Here is a 22,147-nt window from a genome sequence, read left to right as displayed (position 1 = left end):
GCTCTTTGCCGGCCGTGGCGCCGACGTCAGTTCTTGCCGCTGCCGGCATTGTGGCCGCGCAGCGTGTCATACAGGCCTTGGTAGCGGGCGACCATGGCCCGCATGCTGAAGTCGTCCTCGACGCGGCGTCGGCCGGCCTCGCCCATGGCGGCCGCCAAGGCGGGATCGCGCGCCAGGCGCAGCAGCGCCGCGGCCATCGCGTCCGGCGCCGCCGCCGGCACCAGCAGGCCGCTGCGTTCCGCCGTGACCAGGTCCGCGTTGCCGCCGACCGCCGTCGCGACGACCGGCAGCCCGCTGGCCATCGCCTCGAGGATGGTGTTGGAGATGCCCTCGGCCAGCGAGGGCAGCGCGAAGACGTGCAGGCCGCGCATGACCGCCGGCACGTCGGTGCGCTCGCCCGGCAGCCAGGCCAGATCGGCGAGGCCGGCCTCGTCGAGCAGGGCCTGGCACGGCGCCCGCAGCGGGCCGTCGCCGATCAGCACCAGCCGCGCGGTCGCCCGCAAGTCCGGCGCCCGCGCGATCAGCGCGATGAAGGCGCGCGTCAGCATCAGCTGGTCCTTCACCGGCGCCATGCGGCCCACGGTGCCGATCAGCCAGTGCGCGGCCGGATCGAAGGGGCAGCCCGGGATGGCCTCGACACCCGCGCGCTGGAAGCGCTGCGTGTCCACGCCGTTGACGAACTGGCTGACGCGGGTCGACGGCACGCCGATGGCATCGGTGAGGTAGTCGCCCAGATCGCGCGACAGCGCGACGTAATGCGACACGAAGGGCTTGTAGAAGCGGCGCACCCGCTGGTAGGCGCGGTTGCGGCCGTCCAGGTCGCCGACGTCGCGGCCGTGCTCGCCGTGCACGCGCACCGGCACGCGCGCGGCCCAGGCCGGCAGCTGCACTTCCAGCGCGGCCAGGTTGCGGCTGTGGACCACCGCCGGCTTGAGCGCGCGGAACAGGCGGTACAAGCGCGGATAGAGCCAGAAGCCCTGCCCCGGCGGCTTGTGCAGCGCGTAGCAATCGACGTCGTCGCGCTGCAGGCGGCGGCGGAAATCGGTGACCTCGGTCAGCGCGACGATCGCGTGGCGATAGCGCTCCGCCGGCATGTGGTTGATCAGGTTGACCACGCCGTTCTCGAGACCGCCCGTGTCGAAGCGGTACATCACGTGCAGCACCAGCGGCCGCGGATCGGCGGCGCGCGCGGCCAGTCCGGCGGCGTCGAGCGGATCGACGGTGGGCACGGCGCTCATCGCGTCGCTCCCGCGGAGGCGGCCGTCCCGGACGGCGTGGCCGAGGCCACCGTCGCGCCCTTCAACCCGTCGTCGCGCACGCGGCGCAGCTCGGCGTCGATCGCGGTCCAGTGCTGGCGCAGGAAGGCGTCCAGGCGGCGCGGCGCCTGCTCGTCCATCGGTGTGTAGACCAGCACCAGCGCCGCGTCGTCGCCCTGCCCGCGCAGGCGCTCCAGCGCGCCCCACAGGCGGGCGCGGGTGCTGCTGACCATGGGCTGGCCGTTGATCCAGTAGACATGCCACACCACCATGCGCGGCGCGTTGATCGCGTCCAGCGAGGAGGCGCGCACCTGCGTGGTCAGCACCTCGACCGGCGCGGCGCCGGCCGGCGTGAAGCTCGTCGCGCCCTGGCCGGTGACGGCCCAGTGCTTGTCCTCCGGCGCCACGACGGCGTTGCTCGACGCCACCAGCTTGCGCTCGTAGTCCTGGTCGCGGAAGAACTGCAGGTGCAGGCCGATCGGGGGCTGGCCCGGGCCCAGCGCCGGATCGCGCGGGCGGAAGATCTGGTGCAGCGCGGCGTTGGCGCCCTCGAAGTCGGGCGACCAGGCGTCGGTCGTGAGCTCGCGCTCCTCCCACCCCGGGGCCGCGACGAGGTCGGGCAGGCGGCCCACCGGCGTGGCGTGGCCCTGGCGCAGCCAGGCGCCGGCGGCCTGCGGCAGCACCACGGCCAGCGCGACAGCCACGACCGCCGGCCACCAGGCGGCCGGACGCGCGGGCACCGGCTGCGGACGCGCCACCAGCGGCAGGTCCGGCTGCGCCCAGCGCGAGCCGATCAGGAACATCGCCAGCATCACCGCGCCGAAGAAGACCCAGCCGTAGATCAAGTGGTCCACGCCCACCGCCAGCGTGTTGCCGGACAGGTGGCCGATCATCACGATCAGGTAGGCGCGCGCCCAGTTGGCCGCCAGCGGCAGCGCCAGCGCGAAGGCGATGAAGCCCAGGCGACGGCGCAGCGAGTGGTAGCTCAGGTAGGCGTAGAGCGTGCCCACCATGGCCGAGGCGATCAGGTAGCGCACGCCGGAGCAGGCCTCCACCACCGACCACTGGCCGCTGGGGATGATGAACTGCAGGCCCTCCTGGTAGACCGGGATGCCGCTCAACCGCAGCGCGATGACGGTGAACTTCGCGGTCCAGTCCATCAGCTGCGGCAGCAGGAACTCGCCCACCGGGACGCAGAAGAACAGGAAGGCCAGCGGGAAGGCCATCTCGCGCGCGACGGCCCAGCCCAGCACGGCCGGCACGAGCAGCACCAGCATGGCCACGAGGATCAGCTGCGTGGCGGCGTTGATCGCGGCGAAGTCGGCGAACAGCCAGACCGCGCCCAGGGCCACCAGCGGCAGCGCCAGCCAGGGCACCGGCCGCGGCGTCAGCGGGATGACGGTGGCGCGGCGGCGCCAGGCCAGCCACAGCGCGATGGGCGGCACCAGGAAGGCGTGGGTGAAGGTGCCCGAGCGCCACCAGATCGACACCATGCCCACCGCCGTCTGGCGGTAGAGCAGCAGCAGCGCCACGACCAGCAGCAGCAGCACCGCCAACGGGCGGCGCCAGGCCTGGGGAATGCCCTGCGGCCGGACCGCGGAGGGGGTGGTCGCGCTCATGCCGCCTGCTCCCGCGGCAGGTAGCCGTCGAGTTTGGAAAGATGGGCCTGCCAGCTGAACTGGCGCAGCACGCGCTCGCGCGCCTGACGGCCGATGGCCTGGGCGCGGGCCGGGGCGCTCAGCAGCGCATGGACCAGGTCGACATAGTCGGCCGCGCTGTCGGCCGACAACAGGTCCTGCCCGGCCTGCACGCCGTCGGCGCCCAGCGCCTCGACGCAGCTGCGCGCGGCCACCACCGGACGGCCCACGGCCATCGCCTCCAGGATCTTGTTCTGCACGCCGCGCGCCAGGCGCAGCGGCGCCACGACCGCGGCCGCGTGCTGCAGGTAGGGGCGCACGTCGGGCACGGTGCCGGTCACGCGCACCGCGTCGCCGGCCAGGGCCAGCACCGCCGGCGTGGGCGCGCGGCCCACGATGGTGAAGCGCAGCGAGGGCCAGCGGCGGCGCAGCTCGGGCAGCGCCTCGGCCACGAACCACTGCACCGCGTCGACGTTGGGCCAGTAGTCCATCGCGCCGGTGAACACCAGCGGCAGCTCGTCGGCATCGAAGGGATTGGCCTGCTGCGGGAGCGGAGCGAAATAGCCGCTGTCCACGCCGTTGCCCAGCGCCTCCACGGGCGCCGCCGTCTCGGACAGGCGCTGGAACAGCGCCTTCTCGCCCTCGGTGACGAAGAAGCTGCAGCGCGCCTGCTCGGCCACGCGGCGCTCGTAGGCCAGCAGCTCGCGGCCCTCGCGGCGGTAGAGCCAGGACATGGGCCAGCGATTGGCCTTGGCGTAGTCGGTCCACTTGGCCGAGTCCACGTCCACGAAGTCCACCAGCATCGGCACCGGGCCGGCGATGTCCTGCAGCTGCTGCGCGTACTGCGCCATGGTCGAGGAGAACACCACCACCGCGTCGAAGCGCTGCTCGCGCGCGATGCGGGCGATCCAGTCGCGCATCTCGCGATGGCGGTAGTACGGGAGGCTCAGCGCTTCGCCGGTCATGAGACCGCGCAGGCTGGCCACGCGCGAGGTCAGCGGATTCAGCCCGGCGACGAAGAGGTCGGCGCAGAGCTCGCGCAGCGCGGGCAGGTGCGCCCAGTCCTCGGCGTCGTCGACGAAGCTGCCCAGCCAGACTTGGTGCCGCGCCGCGAGGTGCTTGAGCAGGTGGTACGAGCGCAGCTTGTCGCCCTTGTTGGGCGGGTACGGCAGGCGGTGGACCAGGTAGAGGATGTTGGCCATGCGGCGATCCTCAACCGAGGCTGCGGACGATGAAGGGACCGAGCCAGTTGGCCACGGAGATCGGCAGCTTGCGCCAGGCCTTGATCATGAGCTGGTACTTGGCGTTGCTGGGGTTGTTCTGCGGCACGGCGTCGCGCTGGTAGAGCTGGTACTCGTAGTGCAGCGGCGTCGGCTCGAAGCCCCAGTTCTTCTTGAACGAATAGCTGCCCGTGCCCTGCTTGCTGCGGCCGTAGTCGAAGACCTTGAGCCCGCGCGCGCAGGCGCGCCGCATCAGCTCCCAGTACTTGAAGTCGTTGGCCGCCAGGTCGCGCGCGGCGACCGCGTCGCCGGCGTAGTACGGGAGCACCTCGTCGCGGAAGTAGAAGCTGAGCACGCCCGACAGCGGCTCGCCCTGCTCGCTGCTGACGATCAGCACCTCGGCGTCGTCGCCGAACTCGTCCATCAGCGCCTGGAAGTAGCGCTTGGGCATCGCGGGCGTGCCGTGGCGGTGGACGTTGTCGGCGTACAGCGCGAAGAAGCGGCCGGCGTCGCGGTCGATCTCCGCCCTCAGGTTGTTCTTGATGCCCTTGCGCACCATCGCGCGCTGCTTGCGCGGGATGGCCAGCATGTTGGCCTCCTCGTCCGCCAGGATCTCCTTGCGGAAGGTCACGTACAGGTCCTGATGCGGCCAGTCCGTGTGACGGCGCTGGACGTTGCGCAGCTCCAGGTGCTCGGCGCCGAGACGGCGCGCGATGGCCTGGGCCTCGGTCTCGAGCGCGGTGGCCGCGTCCTCGTCGAGCGCCGCGACGCCGCCGTAGACCGCGAAGGGCAGCCCCACCAGCGCATGGCCGAAGAGCCGGCTCTTGTTCTGCGCCAGCGGCAGCACGCCCTCGATGCGGCCCTCGCGCTCGACGTAGAGGAAGAAGCCCTCGTGGCCGAACTGCCGGCGGATGATCCGCTGCCAGGCCGAGAGGTGGAAGAAGGTCGCCGTCGGGCACTCGCGCACGAACGCGTCCCAGCGGGCCGCGCCGGCCGTGTCGTCCAGCGCCAGGCGCTTGACCTGCCGCGCCGCCGTCGATGCGGCCGAGGCGCCCGGGCCCGCGGTCGCCGCGGACGTGCCGGACGTCGCGCTCACCGGGAGCGCGCTCATGCGGCCAGCCGATCCGCGCCTTCGGGCGCGAGGAAGATCTCGTCCATGCGCGCCCACGGGAAGTCGCCCAGCAGGCGCGCGATGCGGGCCTCGGTGCGGTCGATGTTCACGTAATGGCGGAAGCGCGTCTTGGCGTCGATGCCGGGAATGCGCGGCTGCTCGGGGTCGATCTCCCACGGATGGAAGTAGAAGACCGCGCTGCGTCCCTCGATGCGGTTGAAGCGCTCGATCATCCAGCGCGTCATGCCGTAGGGCAGCAGGCGGAACCAGCCGCCGCCGCTGCTCGGGTAGTTCTTGCCGCGCCAGCGCAGCGTGGTCACCGGCACCTCGATCAGGCCCGGCCGCACCTCGTAGGCAAAGCGCGGCGAGTCGGGCATGCCGTAGTGGTCGTGCTCGATGGGATAGACGCTGGAGCTGTAGCGGTAGCCGCATTCGGCCAGCACGTCGAAGGCCCAGAGGTTGTCCTTGCCGATCGAGAAGCTGGGCGCGCGGTAGCCCTTGACCTCGACGCCGCCCAGGTCCTCGAGCAGCGCCTTGGCGTCGGCGATGTCCTTGTGGAAAGCGGCGCGGTCCAGGTCGCTGGCGCGTTCGTGGCCGAAGCCGTGGCTGGCCAGCTCGTGGCCGCGGGCGACGATCTCGCGCACCAGCCGCGGATAGCGCTGCGCGATCCAGCCCAGGGTGAAGAAGGTCGCCTTCACGCCGCCGGGGCCGCTGGCGTCCAGCAGGTCCAGGATGCGGCCGACGTTGCGCTCGACGCGGCACTCGCGCCGGTCCCAGTCGCCACGGTCGATGTAGGGCGCGAAGGCGGAGACCTGGAAGTAGTCCTCCACGTCGATGCTCATCGCGTTGCGGATCGGCTTGCCGCCGGCGTTCAGGATGCTCGTCACTTCACCACCCCCACCAGCTTCTGCAGCAGCGCCAGGGTCTGCGTGTTGATGCGTTCCAGGCGCAGCAGGCTGTCCTCGATGCGCTGCAGCCGCGCGTCCTGGCCGTCCAGGCTCAGGCCGGCCAGACCCTGCGCCAGCGCGCCCAGGTCGGCGTCCTCGCCCAGACGCGCGCGCAGCCGCGACAGGTCCACGTCCAGCACCACGTCGCCATCGGCGGCGACCGCGTGCGCGCCGTTCAGGCCCGCGGCGGCGCTGCCGTTGACGCCGCGCACGGCCGGCGGCGGCGCGGAGGCGGACTCATTGGCCAGGTCCTTGACCACCTCGTCCACGTCGGCCGCGGTCAGGTGCGGGTTCTCGTGCATGAAGCCCAGCAGCAGCAGGCGGTCGCACAGCGTGTTGATGCGGCGCGGGATGCCCTGGCTGGCCTTGTGCAGCGCGGCGAAGGCGTCGGCGTCGAAGCTGGGCTTGCCGTCGGCGCCGGCGCACTTGAGGCGGTGCTCGACGTAGCGCTGGGTGTCCTCCTCGTCCAGCGGGCCGATGTGGCAGCTCGCCGCGATGCGCTGGCGGAACTGCTCCATCTCCGGCCGCTGCAGGATGGCGCGGAACTCGGGCTGGCCCACCAGGAAGGTCTGCACCAGGGACTGGTTGCCGAACTGGAAGTTGGACAGCATGCGCAGCTCCTCGACCGCGCGGGCGGTCAGGTTCTGCGCCTCGTCGACGATCAGCAGGCAGCGCTTGCCGCGGCTGGCCTCGCTGACGAAGAAGGCCTCCAGGGCCATCAGCAGCTCGCTCTTGGGCAGGTCCTTGACCCGCACGCCGAAGGCCGCGCCCACCAGGCGCAGCGTGTCCTCGGCGTCCAGCTGCGTGGTGACCACGTTGCCGATGACGACGTTGCTGCGGTTCAGGCTGTCCAGCAGACCGCGCACCAGCGTGGTCTTGCCCGCGCCGATCTCGCCGGTGATGACGATGAAGCCGTCGCTGCGCAGCACGCCGTAGTCGAGGTAGGCCTTGGCGCGGCGGTGCTGCTTGCTGCCGAAGTAGAAGCTGGGATCGGGACTGAGCTGGAAAGGCTTGCTCGCCAGCCCGTAGAAGGCCTCGTACATGACGGTGATGAAGCTTAGAAGCGCTGGGACAGCGACGCGAAGAGCGCGTTCTCGCGATAGCCGGAGCCGCCCAGGGTCGCCAGGAACACGCCGTCGGAGTAGGTCGTGTGGCGCAGGCCCAGGTTGGCGTCGGTGCGCGGTCCCAGCCGGATCGCGACGTTGGCCTGCAGCGACTTCATGTCGGTCGAACCGACACCGGCGCCGCTGCTGTGCTGGCGGGAATAGGTGAGGCTGGAGCTGGCCAGCGGCGTGAGGCGGTAGCCCAGCGAGAGCGTGACCCCGCGCTGGCGCAGCCGGTCCGTCAGCGACAGGTCGCCGCTGCCCGTGGGCGCCACGCCCAGGCGCGAGGTCGTGCTGTCGTTGCCCGCCAGCGTCGCCACCAGGCGCGGGCCGGTCCAGGACACGGCCACGTCGGTGCGCCGCTGCAGCATCGCGCTGTTGCTGATGAAGCCGTTGCCGGTGATCGCGTCGGGTTGCAGGCCCATCAGCGCGAGCACAGCGCGCACCAGCTGGTCGCGCTTGACCGGGTCCGGCTCCGAGGCCTGGAACTGCAGGTCCAGCAACTGGTAGTTGGTGCCCTGCCCGGTCGGCGCGTTGGTCGTGACCACGCTCTGCGAGTTGGACGCGCGCAGCGAGATCCGCGACATGCGGTGCTCGACCGACAGGTTGTGGCTGTTGCCGTAGCTGTGGTGCTGCCAGTCGCCGACGACCTGGGTGCGGGGCGTGGGCGTCCAGCGGAAGTTGGCGCCGTAGACGCTGGTCGTCTCCTTGCCGAAGTAGTCGCTGCGCTCGGCGCCGGCGTTGACGCCCAGGGTCCAGTCCACGTCGGGGATCCAGTACAGCGAGCCGACCCCGGAGGTGGTGCGGTTGTCGATGCCGGTGTTGTCGTAGTGCACGCGCTGGGTCGAGGCCTGCAGGCCCCAGTTGATCGCGCGGCCCTGCGGCCCCTTGATGTTCAGGCTGACCGTGCCTTCCTTGTTGTCGCCGCTGCTGCTCGCGCCCAGGCCGGAGCCGCCGTCGCTGGTGTTGCGGATCTGGCCGATCGCGCGCAGCTCGAAGGTGGCGAGCTGGCCCAGCGTGCCGCGCCAGTAGGGAGAGACCTGCAGGGTGCGCGCCTCGGTGCGGTTGGGGTTGTCCAGCTGGCTGTTGGTCGACTGCTGGCCGAAGGCCGAGATCGACTGCTGGCTGATGTTGCCCGCCACGTCGACGTAGAGCGCCTGCGGCGCCAGCTCGGCGGTGATCTTGGTGTTCAGCTGGTTCTGCAGGCGCGCGCTGCGGTCGCTCTTCAGGTAGACCAGGCCGTCCAGGGTGTAGTCGAACACGCCCCGCACCGGCCCGCGGTCGCTGGAGATGCTGATGCCGGGCGAGATCGCGGTGATGAAGGCGCGGTCGCGGAAGGCGTCGGGCGCGAGCGAGAGGTTGTCGGTCCAGGTCTCGGTGGCGGCGACGCGCGGCGTGATGACCCAGCCCTTGCGGCTGGTGGTCGCGCCGGGATTGTTGTCCGTGCCCGACTGCGCGCCGGACTGGGGGCCCGCCTGGCCGCCGGTCTGCGCGGCTTCCTGGCCGCGCGCGGGCGCGTGGGCCAGCACCGCCAGCGCGCCCAGCGCGGCGAGGCAGGCCAGGGACAGCGGCCGGCGGCGGGCGACGAACGCGCGCGTCATCGGGTCAGGCCTTGCCCGATCCGGCGTGGCCGGCGCCGTCGGTCTCGCCGTAGCCGTAGCCGTAGCCATACCCGTAGCCGTAGCCATAGCCGTAGCCGCTGCCCGGCTTGCTGCTGGCCTGGTTCAGCAGGACCATCTTGAGCGGGCAGTTCTCGATCGCGGCGACGGCCTGCTGCACGGCGCTCTGCGGCGTGCGCTCGGCCTGCACCACGACCACCACCTGGCCCATGTGCGAGGCCAGCACCCGCGACTCGGTCGTCAGCAGCAGCGGCGGCGAGTCGAAGATGATGATCCGGTCCGGATAGCGCTTGGCCATGTCGTCCAGCAGCGCGCTCATCGCGTCGCTGGCCAGCAGTTCCGTGGCGCGCGAATGGGCGCGGCCGCTGGGCAGCAGGGTCAGCTTGTCGACGTTGGTCTTGATCAGGACGCTGGCCATGTCCGCTTCCTTCTCCAGCACGTCGAGCAGGCCGGGGCCGGGCGGCAGGCCCAGCATGCGCAGCATCGACGGGCGGGCGACGTCGGCGTCCACCAGCATCACGGTGTTGTCGAACTCGGCCGCGATGGACATGGCCAGGTTCAGCGAGGTGAAGCTCTTGCCCTCGCCGGGCAGCGCGCTGGTCACCATGATCAGGTTCGCGTGGTTGAGCGACGAGGCGCCCTTCTGCATCGCGTTGCGGATCAGCGGGCGCTTGATGTTGCGGTACTGGTCCGCCATCACCGTGCGCGGTGCCTGCGGCGTCAGGAAGCCCTGCGCGGTCAGCGCGTCCAGGTCCAGGTCGATGCGCTTGGAATGGCCGTCGGAGGCGGACCGCGCGGTGACCACGGCCGGCGCGGCGACCGCGGCCGCGGGCTGGGCCGGCGGCGCCACGGCCGGGGCGGGCGCGGCGCTGGTCGCGGCCGGGGTGGCCGGGCCGACGTCCACGCCGGCCTGCTTCAGTTGTTCCAGCCGCTGGGCGGCTTGTTCGATCAGGCTCGTCATTGCGTCACTCCCCTCAGCCGACCTGGCGGCTCAGCCAGATGGCCATGCCGATCAGCCCCAGCGCGTACAGGCTCACCAGGCTGCCGGACGCCACGCCGAAGCGCAGCAGGTCCACCTTCGCGCGACGCCGGTCCTCCGGCGTCTCCTGCCGGGAGACCGCGCCCAGGATGGGCAGCTCCAGGCGATGGCGCAGTTCGTTCAGGTCATGGAAGACCGGACGGATCTGGCTGGCGGCGAAGGCCGTCAGCAGGCCGGCCAGCAGCGCGACCACCAGACCGCCCGCCATCAGCACCAGGCGGTTGGGCGCGACCGGCTTGGGCGAGGCCCGCGGCGGGTCGATGATGCGGAAGTCGGCCACGCCGGACGTGTTGTCCAGGTCGGTCGACAGCGAGGCGGACTCGCGGCGCTCCACCAGGTCCTGGTAGTTCTTCTTGATGATGTCGTAGTCGCGGTTCAGCTGCGCGAACTCGGCCTCCAGCTGCGGCGCCATCTTGATGGCGCCCTGCGCCTGGGCGTAGCGGGTGGAGAACTCGTCGACGCGCGCGCGCGCCTGGGCCACCTCGACCTCCTTGGTCGCCAGCGTGCGGGCCAGTTCCTGATTGGCCAGGCTGTCGTTGCGGCCGCCGGCGGTACCGGGCTGCGACAGCGCGGCCTTCTGCAGGTCGGCCACTTCCTTGCGGCGCTGGTCTTCCAGGTCCTTGATCTGGCGCTTGGTGTTGACCACGTCCGGATGCTGGTCGGTGTAGCGCTGCTGCAGCTGGTCCAGCGTGCGCTTGAGCTCGCCGATGCGGGCGTCCAGCTCGGGGGTGGCGAAGCGCTGCGAGCTCTCCTGCATCAGGCTGGACAGCGTCCCGCCGGCCGAGTTGCGCTTCTGCTCGCTGTCGAGCAGCGCGCGGGCGGAGTCGCGGGCGCTGACGGCCTCGCGCAGCTGCAGCCGGGCGGCCTCGAGCAGGTTGCTGGCCTCGGCCAGGCGCGCGGCGGAGTCCTTGCCGTCGGCGGCGGTGATCTGCAGGTTGCGCAGGCGGAATTCCTTGCGGCGCGCCTCGGCCTCCTCGAGCTTGGTCTCGTAGTTCTTGATCTGCTCGTTCAGGAAGGTCGCGGCGGTGGTGCTGTCGCGGCGGCTGTTGCCCAGGCTGGACTCCATGAAGATGGACAGCAGCGAGGCCACCACCTTCTTGGAGCTCTCGGGCGAGGAGTCGCGGTAGCTCAGGATGTACAGGTTGTTGGCGGTGTTGCCGGCGGTCTGGATCGACAGGTTGTGCGTGACGCGCTCGATCAGCGCCTCCTGGTCGGACTTGCTGGTGGCCTTGAGGTCCAGGTCGGCCATGCGGACCAGCTTCTCGACGTTGGGCCGGCTGATCAACGTGCGGCTGAGCATGTTGACCTGCTGCTCCGTGTTGGACAGCACGGCCACGCCCGACATCAGCGGCTTGAGGATGGACTGGGTGTCCACGTAGACGCGCGCGCTGGCCTCGTAGCGGTCGGGAACGACGAAGACGACCACGGCGGCGACGATGCCCACCAGCCAGGCGGCGATCAGGCCGGGCCAGCGGTAGCGCCACATCCGCTTGAAGACGGCCATCAGTTGCGCGATGAGGGAATCCATGCGGGGCGATCTCTGTTGCGCCGGCATCGGTGCCGGGAAGGCCCGCGCGAGGCGGGCCGGTACTGCGGGTTCAGGCCCGCGGGCGGCCGGTGTCGGCCATCCCGGGACCGGGGTCGCCGCGCGCGGGACGGACGTCGGTCCGGGGCCGCGCGCGCTCGGGAGTCAGGCGATCAGGCGATCAGAAGAAGCTCTGCGGAATGATCAGGATGTCGCCCGGGCGCATCTCGACGTTGGCGGAGACATCGCCGCGGCGGATCAGGTCCTTCAGACGCACCGAGTACTGCTTGTTGCCCTCGGCGGTGCGCAGGATGGTGGCGGAGTTGCCGGCCGCGAAGTCGGTCAGGCCGCCGACGGCGATCATCACGTCCAGCAGCGTCATCTTCTGCTTGTAGGGCAGGAACTGCGGCTTGGCGGCTTCGCCGACGACGCGGATCTGCTCGCTGTACGGGCCGACGAAGGTGGTGACGATCACGGTGACGACCGGGTCGCGCACGTACTTGCCGAGCTGCTTCTCGATGTCGCGGGCGATCTCGACGGAGTTCTTGCCCTGCACGGGCAGCTCGTCGATCAGCGGGGCCGCGATCTTGCCGTCCGGGCGGACCGGCACGGTCTGCGACAGCTCCGGATTGCGCCACACGATGATGTTGAGGCTGTCGCCGGCACCGACGACATAGCTGTAGTCCGCCTGCGAGGCCGCGACGGGCGCGGGCGGCAGGTTGCCGGTGGTGGAGCAGCCGGCCAGCGCCAGCGACACCACGGCCAGCGCGGCGGCGCCGAACTTGGCCAGGACGTTCTTCGATCCAGTCTTCTTCAACATGTCCACCCCTCTGGAAGCTGAGCGGATTGCACCTCAGCGGCGCCCCCGGGGGAACCCCCTGGACCGAGGGCGGTCCGTTCCTGACGTGACGGAATTCCGTGCTATCCGCGAAACACCGATTGGAGCAGTTCCGCGCGCTCCGCGCAGTTGCTTCGCGGCATCGCGGGAAACCCCTCGGGCGTCACCGGCCGCACGCCGACGTGGCGGGCCCGGGTGGGCGGCGCATACACTCGGCCTCCCACAAGAGATCAGGAGGATGGCCATGTCGAATCCCGCGACCGCCGCGAATCCCGCGACCCCGGCGAATCCCCCCGATCTGGGGCCCTTCCGTTACCACGACGCCTTTTCCCGGAATATCGGCTGGGTGACCGAGGCCGAGCAGGAGCAGCTGCGCAACAGCATCATCTCCGTCGGGGGGCTGGGCGGGGTGGGCGGCTCCCACGCGCTGACCATGGCGCGGCTGGGCGTGGGCGGCTTCCGGATTTCCGACCTGGATATCTTCGACTGGCCCAACATGAATCGCCAGGCGGGCGCCTTCGCCTCGACGGTGGGCCGCGACAAACTCGACACGATCGCCGAGACCCTGGCCGACATCAATCCCGAGGTGAAACTGCACCTGATGCCCGGCGGCATCCATGACCACAATATCGACGAGTTTCTCCAGGGGTCCCATCTCTATATGGACAGCCTGGATATCTTCGCGCTGAAACTGCGGCGCAAGGTCTTCGCGCGCTGCCGCGAGCTGGGGATTCCGGCGGTGACCGCCGCGCCCATGGGCATGGGCACGGCCTTCCTGGCCTTCGACCCCGAGGGCATGAGCTTCGAGGACTACTTCGACTTCGACGGCGGTCTGAGCGCCGAGGCCGAGCGAGACCCCGACCAGCGCTTCCGCGAGCAGATCGTCAAGTTCATCTGCGGTGTGTCGCCCGCGATGATCCAGCGGCATTACCTGCTCAACCGCGGCACGGTCAACCTGTTCGAGCGCAAGGTCCCGTCGACCTGCATCGGCATCGAGCTGGCGGCCGGCGTGGCTTGCGCCAACGGCATCAAGCTGATGCTCAAGCGGGGCGAGACCCGCGTCGCGCCGCGCGGCCTGCACTTCGACGCCTTCCGCAACCAGATGGTCAAGACCTGGCGCCCGGGCGGCGGCCGCCATCCGATGTCGCGGCTGATGTTCAAGTACGTGCGCAACCTGCTGCTGCCGAAGAAGCCGCGCTGACGCGACCCGCGCGGGCGGGCGGGCGCCCCGCCCTCGCCCGCCCGACCACCGGCGCAGGACGCGCCCATGAAAAAGCCCGCCGATTGGCGGGCTTTGTCGTTCGAGCCGGTGTTCACCGGCTGCGAGCGTGCCGATCAGGCGGCGTTCTTGCGGCGGCGGATGCCAGCCAGACCGACCAGGCTCAGGCCGACCAGGGCCAGCGAAGCCGGCTCGGGGATGGCGAAGCTGGCTTGACCGTTGTGCTGCGACGTGATGGTGGTCGAGCCATCGGGGTTCGGCGTCACGGTCGTGTGGTTCAGGTCGCTGTCGAAGTGCGACGCGAAGTTGATCTTCAGATCACCGGTCGTGTTGCAGTTCTTCCAGATGTCGTAGAAGCCCGAGCTGCCGTTGCACGAATAGGTGCCGGAGTGGAACAGGTTCGCGTACGTCAGATCGGAGATGCCGGTGAAGTCGGCTTCGCCGTTCAGGGTCGTGCCCACGCCGTCGATGAAGCCGGTCGTGATCTTGATGTTCATGAAGTTGATCGTCGACGAACCGTTGTACAGGTACATCTGGATCAGGCCGCCGCTGTACACCACGACGGGCAGGCCGCTCGGGGTGATGCTGGTGACCACGCCCGCCAGGTTGGCGAACGAGAAGGTCAGGTAGTACGCGCTGTTGAAGCCGTTGTCGCTGTTGGTGTTGAAGACCTGCTTGGGCTTCAGGCTGGTGATCGAGTTGACGTCGATGCCGCCGGTGTAGCCGTAGCCGCCCACGGTGTTGGTCGTGTCACCGACCGACAGGCCGCCCGAGCTGTCGGTGTCGCTCACCACGGTGCGCGAACCGTAGGTGATGGTGAACTGGTCCTTCATGGACGTGCAGGTGCTGCACACCTTGCCCAGGCCGGTCGGGTCGTAGTTGACGCCGGCGTCGAGGTAGAAGGGATCGGCGTGTGCCAGACCAGCAACCGCCAGCAGCGCGCCACCCCAGGCCAACTTGAACTTGTTCGTCATGATCAATCTCTCCTGTTTGAGGGAAGCGAGCGTCTCCGGTCGCCTGCTCTTGATAAGCAGCAAGCGTGCCAGCACCGCAAGTGATTGATTCATAAAGCTCAATTTCGGAATCCGTGGCATCCGCACGGGCCGTTGTAAGCTTTTTCGACAGTGCGCCAGACCACGCTTTCCAAGGGAAAACCCGCACCTTCCCACCTGTTCGAGGGGGAGTCGGCGCGGGTCCGGGCGGGGTGTTCGGGGGCGGCGGCGGCCGGGTTCAGCGCAGCGGGGTGGAGACGCCCCGCCCTTGCGACCAGATGATGGCGATCACCTGTTGGGCGTCGTACAGCGCGTTCACATGGGAGATCCGCATCGAGTAGTAGTCACCCTCGGCGGCCATCACGTCGAACAGCGAGCGCTTGCCCAGCTGCTGCCACTGCTGCAGCGTGAAGCCGCGCACCCGCTCGCTGCTGCGCAGGATGTCGACCAGGCGGCGCGAGCGGTCCAGCGACGAGGACGCCGCCTCGTACATCTCCTGGACGCGGTAGCGCTTGGCCTCGATGGTCTCGTCGCGCTGCAGCGAGGCGGCCTGTGCCCGGCGGCGGGCCGAGGTGAGCGCCGAATCGGCGCCCGGCTGGACGATGGGGATGTTGACCGTCACGCCGCCGATCCAGTCGGTCTGGCGGGCCTGGCCGACGGTGGTGTTGCCGCTGACCATCAGGCTGACGCTGGGCTGCTGGCCGGCGCGGACCGACTCGGCATAGCTGCGCTGGGCCTGCGCGGTGGCGGCGGCCTGGGCCACGTCGGGCGAGACCATGACGTCGGCCATCATCTCGTCCAGGTCGGGCAGCCGGGCCAGCACCGTGCTCATCGCGGCGCCGCGCGGGAGCTCGTCGCCGACGTAGCGCTTCAGGCGCACCTCGGTCTGGCGCAGCGCGGAGGTGGTCTGCTCGTACTGCAGGTCGGCCTGCTGCAGGCTCTTCTGCGCCTGCACCAGCTCGCTGGCGCGGCCGCGGTCGGCCTTGGTGATGATTTCCAGCGCGTCGACCAGGCAGGCCATCTTGCGCACGTACTGGCTGTAGACCTGGGCCTGCAGCTGGTAGCGGCCGCGGTCCAGGGCCAGCGACACGGTCTGCAGCGCGAGCTGCTCCTCGGCGCTGGACTGGCCGTAGCGGGCGGCGTCGGCCAGCTGGGAGCGCCACTCGGTCAGCTTGGTGATGCGGCCGGAGTCCCACAGCGGCGCGCTCACGTTGAGCGAGCCGCGGCCCTGCATGCCGCTGGTGGTGGTGCCGGGGCCGTCGCCCGGGAGGATGGTGCCGGTGTGGCCGGCGGTCAGGCCCAGCGTCACCGTGGGCAGGCGCTGCGCCTTGGCCTCGGCCAGGTCGGCCTCGGCCGACTGCGTCAGCAGGCGCACCGCGCCGATCGCCTTGCTGCGGGCGAGCGCGCGCTGCACCAGTTCCTGGAGCTGGACGCGCGGGTCGGAATCGCCGATCTCCAGCAGCGCCGTGTCCTTGGCGGACAGCTGCGCGGGCGGGAGGCTGCGCTCGTCCGAGCAGCGGCTGGGCGGCGGGTCCTGCGCCCAGGCGGGCGCGGCCACGCCGGCCAGCACGGCGGCCGCGGCGAGGGAGAGCGAGGAAGACAGGGCGCGCCGCAAGCTCCGGCGCGGAGTGGATTCGGTCATGGTCACGCGTACTGCAAGCAATTTCCCATGCCTGTACTGGACCATTCCGGCGGGTTTTCGAAGGCCCGATAAGGCCGCGCGCGACGGGCTTGTTCTCAGCGTTCGCGCAAGGCTTCGCGGGACTTGAGCATCGGGCGAAGGAGATAGCTCAGCACCGAGCGCTCCCCCGTCCGGATGTCCACCATCGCCGTCATGCCGGGGATGACCGGCAGCGGGTCGCCGTTGGCGCGCAGCGTGTTGCGCTCCGCCGTCAGCTGCACCCGGTAGTAGGTGCCTTCGTTGTTCTTCTCGGTCTCGCCCAGGGCGTCCGGGCTGACGTACTCGACCTTGGCGTGCAGCCCGCCGTTGACGTTGAAGTCGTAGCCGTTGAGCTTGATCACCGCGGTCTGGCCGACCTGGATGTAGCCGATGTCCTTGGGCTTGATGCGCGCCTCGATCAGGATGCGCGGGCCGATGGGGACGATCTCCATGATGGGCGCGCCGGACGCGATCACCCCGCCCACCGTGTTCATCTTGATGTTCTTGACCAGGCCCTTGACCGGCGACTTCAGCACCGAGCGCGTCACCGCGTCGCGGCGCACCACCAGCTGCTCGTCCATCTGCGCCAGATCGGTCTGGGCCTTGGACAGCTCGGTGCTGGCGTCCTGCCGGAAACGGCTGATGCGCTCGTTGCGCTGCTGCTGCAGCTCGTTCACCTGGCGCGTGACCCGCATCACCTCGACGTTGGACATCAGGCCCTTGGACGCCATGTCCTGCGCCAGCTTCTGCTCGCTGGCCAGCAGGCCGATGCTGCGGTTGGTGCTGGAGACGGCCTCGTCCAGGACGCGGCGGCGGGTGTCGAAGACCTCGGTCTCGCTGTCGACCAGACGCTGCACCTTGCGGACCTCGTCGGGGAACTTCAGGGGGACGCCCAACGCCTCGGCGCGCAGCCGCGCCACCTGCGCCATCAGGCCCAGGCGCTTGGCCTGGCTCTCGTTCTCGGCGGCCTCGGCGCGGGTGGGATCCAGCTCGGCCAGCGGCTGGCCGGCCTCCACTTCCTCGCCCTCGTGGACCAGCAGCTTGCCCAGCGTGCCGGATTCCAGGCTGGCGATGACCTGCTCCTTGCCGTCGGGCACGATGCGGGCGTCGCTGCGGGTGACCTCGTCCACCGTGGCGATCGAGGACCACACCAGCCCCACCAGCAGCACCGCGCCGATCAGGTACAGCGCCCAGACGGCGCGCGGCAGCGGCTCGTCGATCAGCGCCGACTGGACGCTGCCGACGAACAGGCCTTCTTCGCGGCTGAGACTGCGGGTCTGCGACATGGCGGGTGGGACGAAAGGTTCAGCGGAGCCGGATCAGACCGACGCCGCGCGGTTCATGGCCTGGGCGGCCGGGTGGACGTGCACCGGCGCGCCCGGCTCCGCCGGCTGGCCGGGCTGACCGGCCTGCCCCGGCTGGGCTTGCTGGCCGGGCGGGCGGGCGCCGGACAGCGCCGCCAGCACCTGGTCGCGCGGACCGTCCATCACCAGGCGGCCGCTGTCGACGACGACGATGCGCGAGACCAGTTCCAGGACCGCCGGACGGTGCGTGACCATGATCAGCGTGCAGTTGCCGGCGGCGTCGCGCAGCTGGCGCAGGAAGGCGATCTCGGACTGGGCGTCCATGGAGCTGGTGGGTTCGTCCATCAGCAGGATCTGGGGCTTGGCGACCAGGCTGCGCGCGAGCGCCACCAGCTGACGCTGGCCGCCCGACAGCAGCGAGCCCATCTCGCCCACGGGAAGGTCCCAGCCCATCGGGTGACCGGCGACGACGCGGTCCAGGCCCGTCAGCTTGGCGACCTCGACCAGGCGCTGGGCATCCACGTGGCGGCCCATCAGCACGTTGTCGCGCAGCGTGCCGTGGAAGAGCCGCGGCTCCTGCGACACGAAACCGACCTTGCCGCGGAACTCCGCCGGGTCGACCTGGCGCAGGTCGATGCCGTCGACGTCGACCATGCCCTCGGTGGGCTGATACAGACCGGCCAGCATGCGCAGCACGGTGGACTTGCCCGAGCCGATCCGGCCCAGGATCGCGATCCGCTCGCCCGGCTGCACGCGCATCGTGACGTTGCGCAGCACTTTCGGGGATTGGGCGTCGCCCTGCGGCGGGTAGCTGAAGCCGACGTCGTTCAGGCCGATGCGGCCGGTGATCTGGTTCAGCGGGACGTAGTTGCGATTGGACTCGCGCTCCAGCGGGGCGCTCATCACCGCGTTCAGCGACAGCATCGCGGCGCGGGCGCCCTGGTAGCGCGTGGCCAGGCTGACCAGGCTGTTCAGCGGCACCGTGGCGCGGCCGGCGAACATGACCGCGCCGATCAGCGCGCCGGCGCTGATCGTGCTCTCGCTGATCAAGTAGACGCCCCAGACCAGCATGATCAGGTTGATGGCCTGCTGCATGGTCATGGAGATGTTCATGCTCCAGCTGGCCATGGTCCGGGCGCGCAGCGCGGACTCGGCGACGATGGCGGTGCTCTGCTCGTAGCGGCGCAGGAAGCGGCCCTCGGCGCCGGAGGTCTTCAGGTCCTCCAGGCCCTCGAGCGCCTCGACCAGGGTGCCGTGCAGGTCGGCGGCCTCGGTCATGTTGGTGCGCATGGCGCGGCGCAGGTAGCCCTGGATGCCGAAGCTCATCGCCAGCATCAGCGGGATGGCCAGCACCAGCACCCAGCCCAGCGGGCCGCCGATGATGAAGGTCATCGCCACGAACAGCAGCACGAAGGGGAGGTCCGTCAGCACCGACATCGTGGCCGAGGTGAAGAAGTCGCGCACCACCTCGACCTGGGCCAGGTAGTGGGCGTAGGAGCCGGCGGACGCGGGGCGGTGTTCCATCCGCACGCCCAGGGTCTGGCGGAACAGCTTGGCGCCGACGATCAGGTCGGTCTTGCGGCCGGCCAGGTCGATCAGGTGGCTGCGCAGCTGGCGCGAGAACAGGTCGAAGACCAGCGCCAGCCCGGCGCCCACGGCCAGGGTCCACAGCGTGACGAAGGCCTGGTGCGGGATGACCTTGTCGTAGATCACCGAGGTGACCAGGCCGGACACCATCATGAGCACGTTGCTCAGCAGGGCCGCCAGCATGGCCGAGCGGTAGTACGGGATGAAGCGGCGCAGCGTGCCGAACAGCCAGTGCGAGTCGGGTTGCAGCAGCGGCTGCTCGCCCTTGCCGGAGATCGGCCGGGCCTGCGACACCTCCTGGGGCGTGACCGCCAGGATGAAGCCGCTGTATTCCTGATCCAGCTCGGCCGCCGGGGCGACGCAGCTGGCGGCCTCGGGGCCGGGGAAAACCACCTCGTAGCGGACGCCGCCCGCCGCCGGATCGTCCTCCAGGCGGCGCACCAGCACGCAGGCGTCGCCACCGTTGAGCAGCAGCACCGCGGGCAGCAGCAGCGGGTTGATCTCCTCGATGCCCTTGCGCAGCAGGCCGGCGTTGTAGCCGGCCTCGCGCATCAGGCGGATCGCCTGGTCGGGACTGAGGGCCCCCTCCACCGGGGCGCCGGCGCGCAGCGAGTCGACCGAGCGGGCGCGGCCGTGGTGCTGGGTCAGCCAGGCCAGGCACTGCAGCAGCGGGTCGATGGCCGGCTGCTGGGCCAGGTCGGCCAGCGGATCATGCGGCTCCTCCGGCATGCCGGGCGCGCGATGGCCGTCCTCGGCCGCCAGGCGCAGGCCGGGGCGGCGGGCGCGCTGGTCGCCGTCGAAGAAGGGATCGTGGGGCCGGGTCATGGGTCAGGCAGGTGGGTTCGCGGATCTTGTCAACTTCAGCCGCGATGGGCGAGTGCCAATTGCTCGAATTCGCGCTCGATGTCGCGCACGATGGCCGGCATGTCGAAAAGTGCGCTCTTGCGGCCCTCGTCGCGCAGGTAGCGCTTGTAGGAGCGCGACCGGCCCGGATTCAGGCCGATCTGGATGGCGCGCTGCACGTATTCGTCCAGGGAGAAGGTGATCAGGTCCGGCAGGCCGACGGCCGTCAACAGGCTGCCGCACATGCGGGAGATGTAGCTGCGGCCCGAGCGCGTCAGGATGGGCGTGCCCATCCAGAGGCAGTCGCTGGCAGTCGTGCCGGCGTTGTACGGGAAGGTGTCCAGCACCAGGTCGGCCAGCTGGAAGCGGGCCAGGTAGTCGGGCGGGGCCACGCGGGGGGCGAAGATCAGCCGCGCCGGGTCGATGCCGGCGTCGCGGGCGCCCTGCTCCAGGTTGGCGCGGGCCCATTCGTTGTCCGCCAGCAGCCACAGCACGCTGTTCGGGACGCCCTTCAGGATGCTCATCCAGGCGCCGAACATCTCGGCGTTCATCTTGTGGTTGTTGTTGAACGAGCAGAAGACGAAGGCGTCCTCGGGCAGGTGGTACTGGGCGCGGGTCGGGTCGGGGCCGATCTCCCGCTGTCGGTCGCTGACCTGGTAGCAGTGCGGGAGGTAGATCGGCTTCTCGCTGCAGTACGGGAGGTACTCGGGCGGCATCACGAAGCGGTCCGCGATGATCCAGTCCACGCCCGGCAGCAGCGAGGTGGCCGGCAGGCCCAGGTAGCTGACCTGCACCGGGGCGGGCCGGTGCGCCAGGATGTTGGGGCGGGCGCCGCTGGTCAGGCCCTGCAGGTCGACCAGCACGTCGATGCCGGCCTGGGCGATCAGCTTGGCGGCGGTGTCGTCGTCCAGGCTGTTCAGGCGCCAGACCTTGTCCATCGACATCAGGATGCGCTTGCGCAGCGCGGTGCCGTCGTCGCGGCTCCAGTCGAAGGCGTGGATCTCGAACTTCTCGCGGTCGTGCAGGCCGTAGAGCTCGGCGGTCAGCAGGCCCACCGCGTGCATGCACAGGTCGCCGGACAGGTAGCCGATCTTGATCTTGCCGCCCTCGCGTCGCGCGGCGACCGAGACGGGGTGCTTCCACAGCACCTCCTTCTGCTTGGTCACCTTCTCGTGGACGAAGCGCTGGGCGGCGCCCATCTGCAGGGCGGGATCGTCGGTCGCGCTGAGCGTGGCCAGCAGCGAGGTCGCGATCAGCAGCTTGTTGTGGGTGACCTCGCCGAAGGGCTGGTACACCGGCCACTTGCACTGCTTCTGACGGATGTGCACGTAATGCTGCATCACGTCGGTCTGGTCCGGGTTCAGCGTCAGGCTGCGGACCATCAGCGCCTCGGAGCTGTCGTAGCGGCGTTGCAGCTCGAGCAGCCGGGCGGCGTTGTTGAAGGCGTGGGTGCGCAGGCCCAGCGTGTCGGCGCCCAGGGCCTCGATCGGGCCTTCGGCCTCGTAGACCTGGGCCCAGGCGGCCAGCGCGTCGTCGACGCGGCCCAGGTGTTCCAGCTGGTGGCCCAGGTTCAGCCGGGCCTGCGCGAAGGTCGGGCTGATGGCCAGGGCCTGGAGGTAGACCGCCTCGGCGCGGGCATGCTGCTGGATGTTGCCCAGCACGGTGCCCCAGTTGTAGAGGGCGACCAGGCGGGCGGCGGCGGGGTGTTCCTCGCGGGTCAGCCAGGTTTCGTAGAGGTGGGCGGCGGCCTCGCCCAGGTTCTGGCCCTGGAAGAAGTTGCCCCGGTCCATCAGCTCGGGCAGCGGCAGGGAGCCCTCGCGGGCGCGGGTCAGCAGCTGCTCCCATTCCTGGGCCAGCGGGGCGGGAACGCTCAAGTTCTGCATGCTGGGTCGGGCGATGTCCATGTGATCGGGCTTTCGACGCGGGTCGTTCCGGCACGGCGGGCATGGCGGGACGCATCCCGGCCAGGCCCGACGGCCGCCTGTCCGGATTGTGTCCGGCCCCTTCCGACGGGAATCCGGGCAATTGGGCGGTGGCGACCGCCCATTTCCCTTCTTGAGACCCGTCCAGCCTCCCCATTCAAGCCCTTATCGGCAGGCCAGGCGAGAACTTGAGCACGATGTGAGGCGGCTGTCACCGCCTTATTTGCGGTTCATCGTGATAAGGCGACTTCCACAATCGTCTCGCGATCCGGACCCCAGATGTCCGGGCGCCGCGCGGATGAGAGAGGGTTTCGGGGACTCCCCG

General features: G+C 70.2%; 16 protein-coding genes. 1 reads left to right on the top strand and 15 read right to left on the bottom strand.

What is annotated here, in order from left to right; genetic code table 11:
- Window positions 1–26: 26 nt before the first annotated feature.
- The 10 genes from MCHT01_RS04975 to MCHT01_RS04930 all read right to left on the bottom strand — a co-directional run bounded on the left by MCHT01_RS04975 (window position 27) and on the right by MCHT01_RS04930 (window position 12,277).
- The gene (locus MCHT01_RS04975) at window positions 27–1,238 is read right to left on the bottom strand and encodes a TIGR03088 family PEP-CTERM/XrtA system glycosyltransferase (RefSeq protein WP_084451905.1); all 1,212 of its coding nucleotides are present in this window, start codon (window positions 1,236–1,238) and stop codon (window positions 27–29) included.
- Window positions 1,235–2,875 carry an exosortase A gene (gene xrtA / locus MCHT01_RS04970; RefSeq protein WP_067063190.1) on the bottom strand — a complete coding sequence of 547 codons (1,641 nt, stop codon included), beginning with the start codon at window positions 2,873–2,875 and terminating at the stop codon, window positions 1,235–1,237. The genes MCHT01_RS04975 and xrtA overlap by 4 nt, the downstream gene beginning before the upstream one ends.
- Window positions 2,872–4,095, bottom strand: coding sequence for a TIGR03087 family PEP-CTERM/XrtA system glycosyltransferase (locus MCHT01_RS04965; RefSeq protein WP_067063187.1), 1,224 nt, complete (start codon window positions 4,093–4,095; stop codon window positions 2,872–2,874). The genes xrtA and MCHT01_RS04965 overlap by 4 nt, the downstream gene beginning before the upstream one ends.
- Window positions 4,096–4,105: 10 nt before the next feature.
- Entirely contained in the window at window positions 4,106–5,224 is a 1,119-nt protein-coding gene (locus MCHT01_RS04960; protein ID WP_084451903.1) for a FemAB family XrtA/PEP-CTERM system-associated protein, read from the bottom strand.
- Window positions 5,221–6,066 carry an XrtA system polysaccharide deacetylase gene (locus MCHT01_RS04955; protein ID WP_084451927.1) on the bottom strand — a complete coding sequence of 282 codons (846 nt, stop codon included), beginning with the start codon at window positions 6,064–6,066 and terminating at the stop codon, window positions 5,221–5,223. The genes MCHT01_RS04960 and MCHT01_RS04955 overlap by 4 nt, the downstream gene beginning before the upstream one ends.
- 41 nt (window positions 6,067–6,107) lie before the next feature.
- Entirely contained in the window at window positions 6,108–7,214 is a 1,107-nt protein-coding gene (locus MCHT01_RS04950; RefSeq protein ID WP_067063184.1) for an XrtA/PEP-CTERM system-associated ATPase, read from the bottom strand.
- Window positions 7,215–7,228: 14 nt separating this feature from the next.
- Complete coding sequence (locus MCHT01_RS04945) at window positions 7,229–8,875, bottom strand: TIGR03016 family PEP-CTERM system-associated outer membrane protein (RefSeq protein ID WP_067063182.1); 1,647 nt, start codon at window positions 8,873–8,875, stop codon at window positions 7,229–7,231.
- Between the two features lie 4 nt (window positions 8,876–8,879).
- Window positions 8,880–9,854, bottom strand: a complete 975-nt coding sequence (locus tag MCHT01_RS04940; protein WP_067063179.1) for an XrtA-associated tyrosine autokinase — start codon at window positions 9,852–9,854, stop codon at window positions 8,880–8,882.
- Window positions 9,855–9,867: 13 nt separating this feature from the next.
- Window positions 9,868–11,460, bottom strand: coding sequence for an XrtA system polysaccharide chain length determinant (locus MCHT01_RS04935; RefSeq protein ID WP_067063177.1), 1,593 nt, complete (start codon window positions 11,458–11,460; stop codon window positions 9,868–9,870).
- A gap of 178 nt (window positions 11,461–11,638) precedes the next feature.
- On the bottom strand, window positions 11,639–12,277 hold the full coding sequence (locus MCHT01_RS04930; RefSeq protein ID WP_169806093.1) for an XrtA/PEP-CTERM system exopolysaccharide export protein: 639 nt from the start codon (window positions 12,275–12,277) through the stop codon (window positions 11,639–11,641).
- A gap of 262 nt (window positions 12,278–12,539) precedes the next feature.
- Here MCHT01_RS04930 and MCHT01_RS04925 point away from each other — a divergent pair, with 262 nt between their 5' ends.
- Entirely contained in the window at window positions 12,540–13,496 is a 957-nt protein-coding gene (locus tag MCHT01_RS04925; protein WP_084451925.1) for a ThiF family adenylyltransferase, read from the top strand.
- A gap of 134 nt (window positions 13,497–13,630) precedes the next feature.
- On the opposite strand, the gene MCHT01_RS04920 is transcribed toward MCHT01_RS04925, so the two are convergent.
- From MCHT01_RS04920 to MCHT01_RS04900, 5 genes are all read right to left on the bottom strand, one after another.
- Window positions 13,631–14,488 (bottom strand): PEP-CTERM sorting domain-containing protein, encoded by an 858-nt coding sequence (locus tag MCHT01_RS04920; protein WP_067063174.1) that lies wholly within the window; start codon window positions 14,486–14,488, stop codon window positions 13,631–13,633.
- Window positions 14,489–14,744: 256 nt separating this feature from the next.
- Window positions 14,745–16,148 (bottom strand): TolC family protein, encoded by a 1,404-nt coding sequence (locus MCHT01_RS04915; protein WP_067063171.1) that lies wholly within the window; start codon window positions 16,146–16,148, stop codon window positions 14,745–14,747.
- A 95-nt stretch (window positions 16,149–16,243) separates the two neighbouring features.
- Window positions 16,244–17,452 carry an HlyD family type I secretion periplasmic adaptor subunit gene (locus MCHT01_RS04910; protein WP_067063169.1) on the bottom strand — a complete coding sequence of 403 codons (1,209 nt, stop codon included), beginning with the start codon at window positions 17,450–17,452 and terminating at the stop codon, window positions 16,244–16,246.
- 33 nt (window positions 17,453–17,485) lie between these two features.
- Window positions 17,486–19,882, bottom strand: coding sequence for a type I secretion system permease/ATPase (locus MCHT01_RS04905; protein ID WP_067063167.1), 2,397 nt, complete (start codon window positions 19,880–19,882; stop codon window positions 17,486–17,488).
- Window positions 19,883–19,917: 35 nt separating this feature from the next.
- Window positions 19,918–21,774, bottom strand: coding sequence for an O-linked N-acetylglucosamine transferase, SPINDLY family protein (locus MCHT01_RS04900; RefSeq protein ID WP_245643164.1), 1,857 nt, complete (start codon window positions 21,772–21,774; stop codon window positions 19,918–19,920).
- Window positions 21,775–22,147: the final 373 nt, after the last annotated feature.

The sequence above is a fragment of the Mitsuaria chitosanitabida ATCC BAA-476 = NBRC 102408 genome, from assembly GCF_001598255.1.
GTDB lineage: Bacteria > Pseudomonadota > Gammaproteobacteria > Burkholderiales > Burkholderiaceae_C > Roseateles > Roseateles chitosanitabidus.
This window is presented reverse-complemented; position numbering and strand designations above follow the sequence as displayed.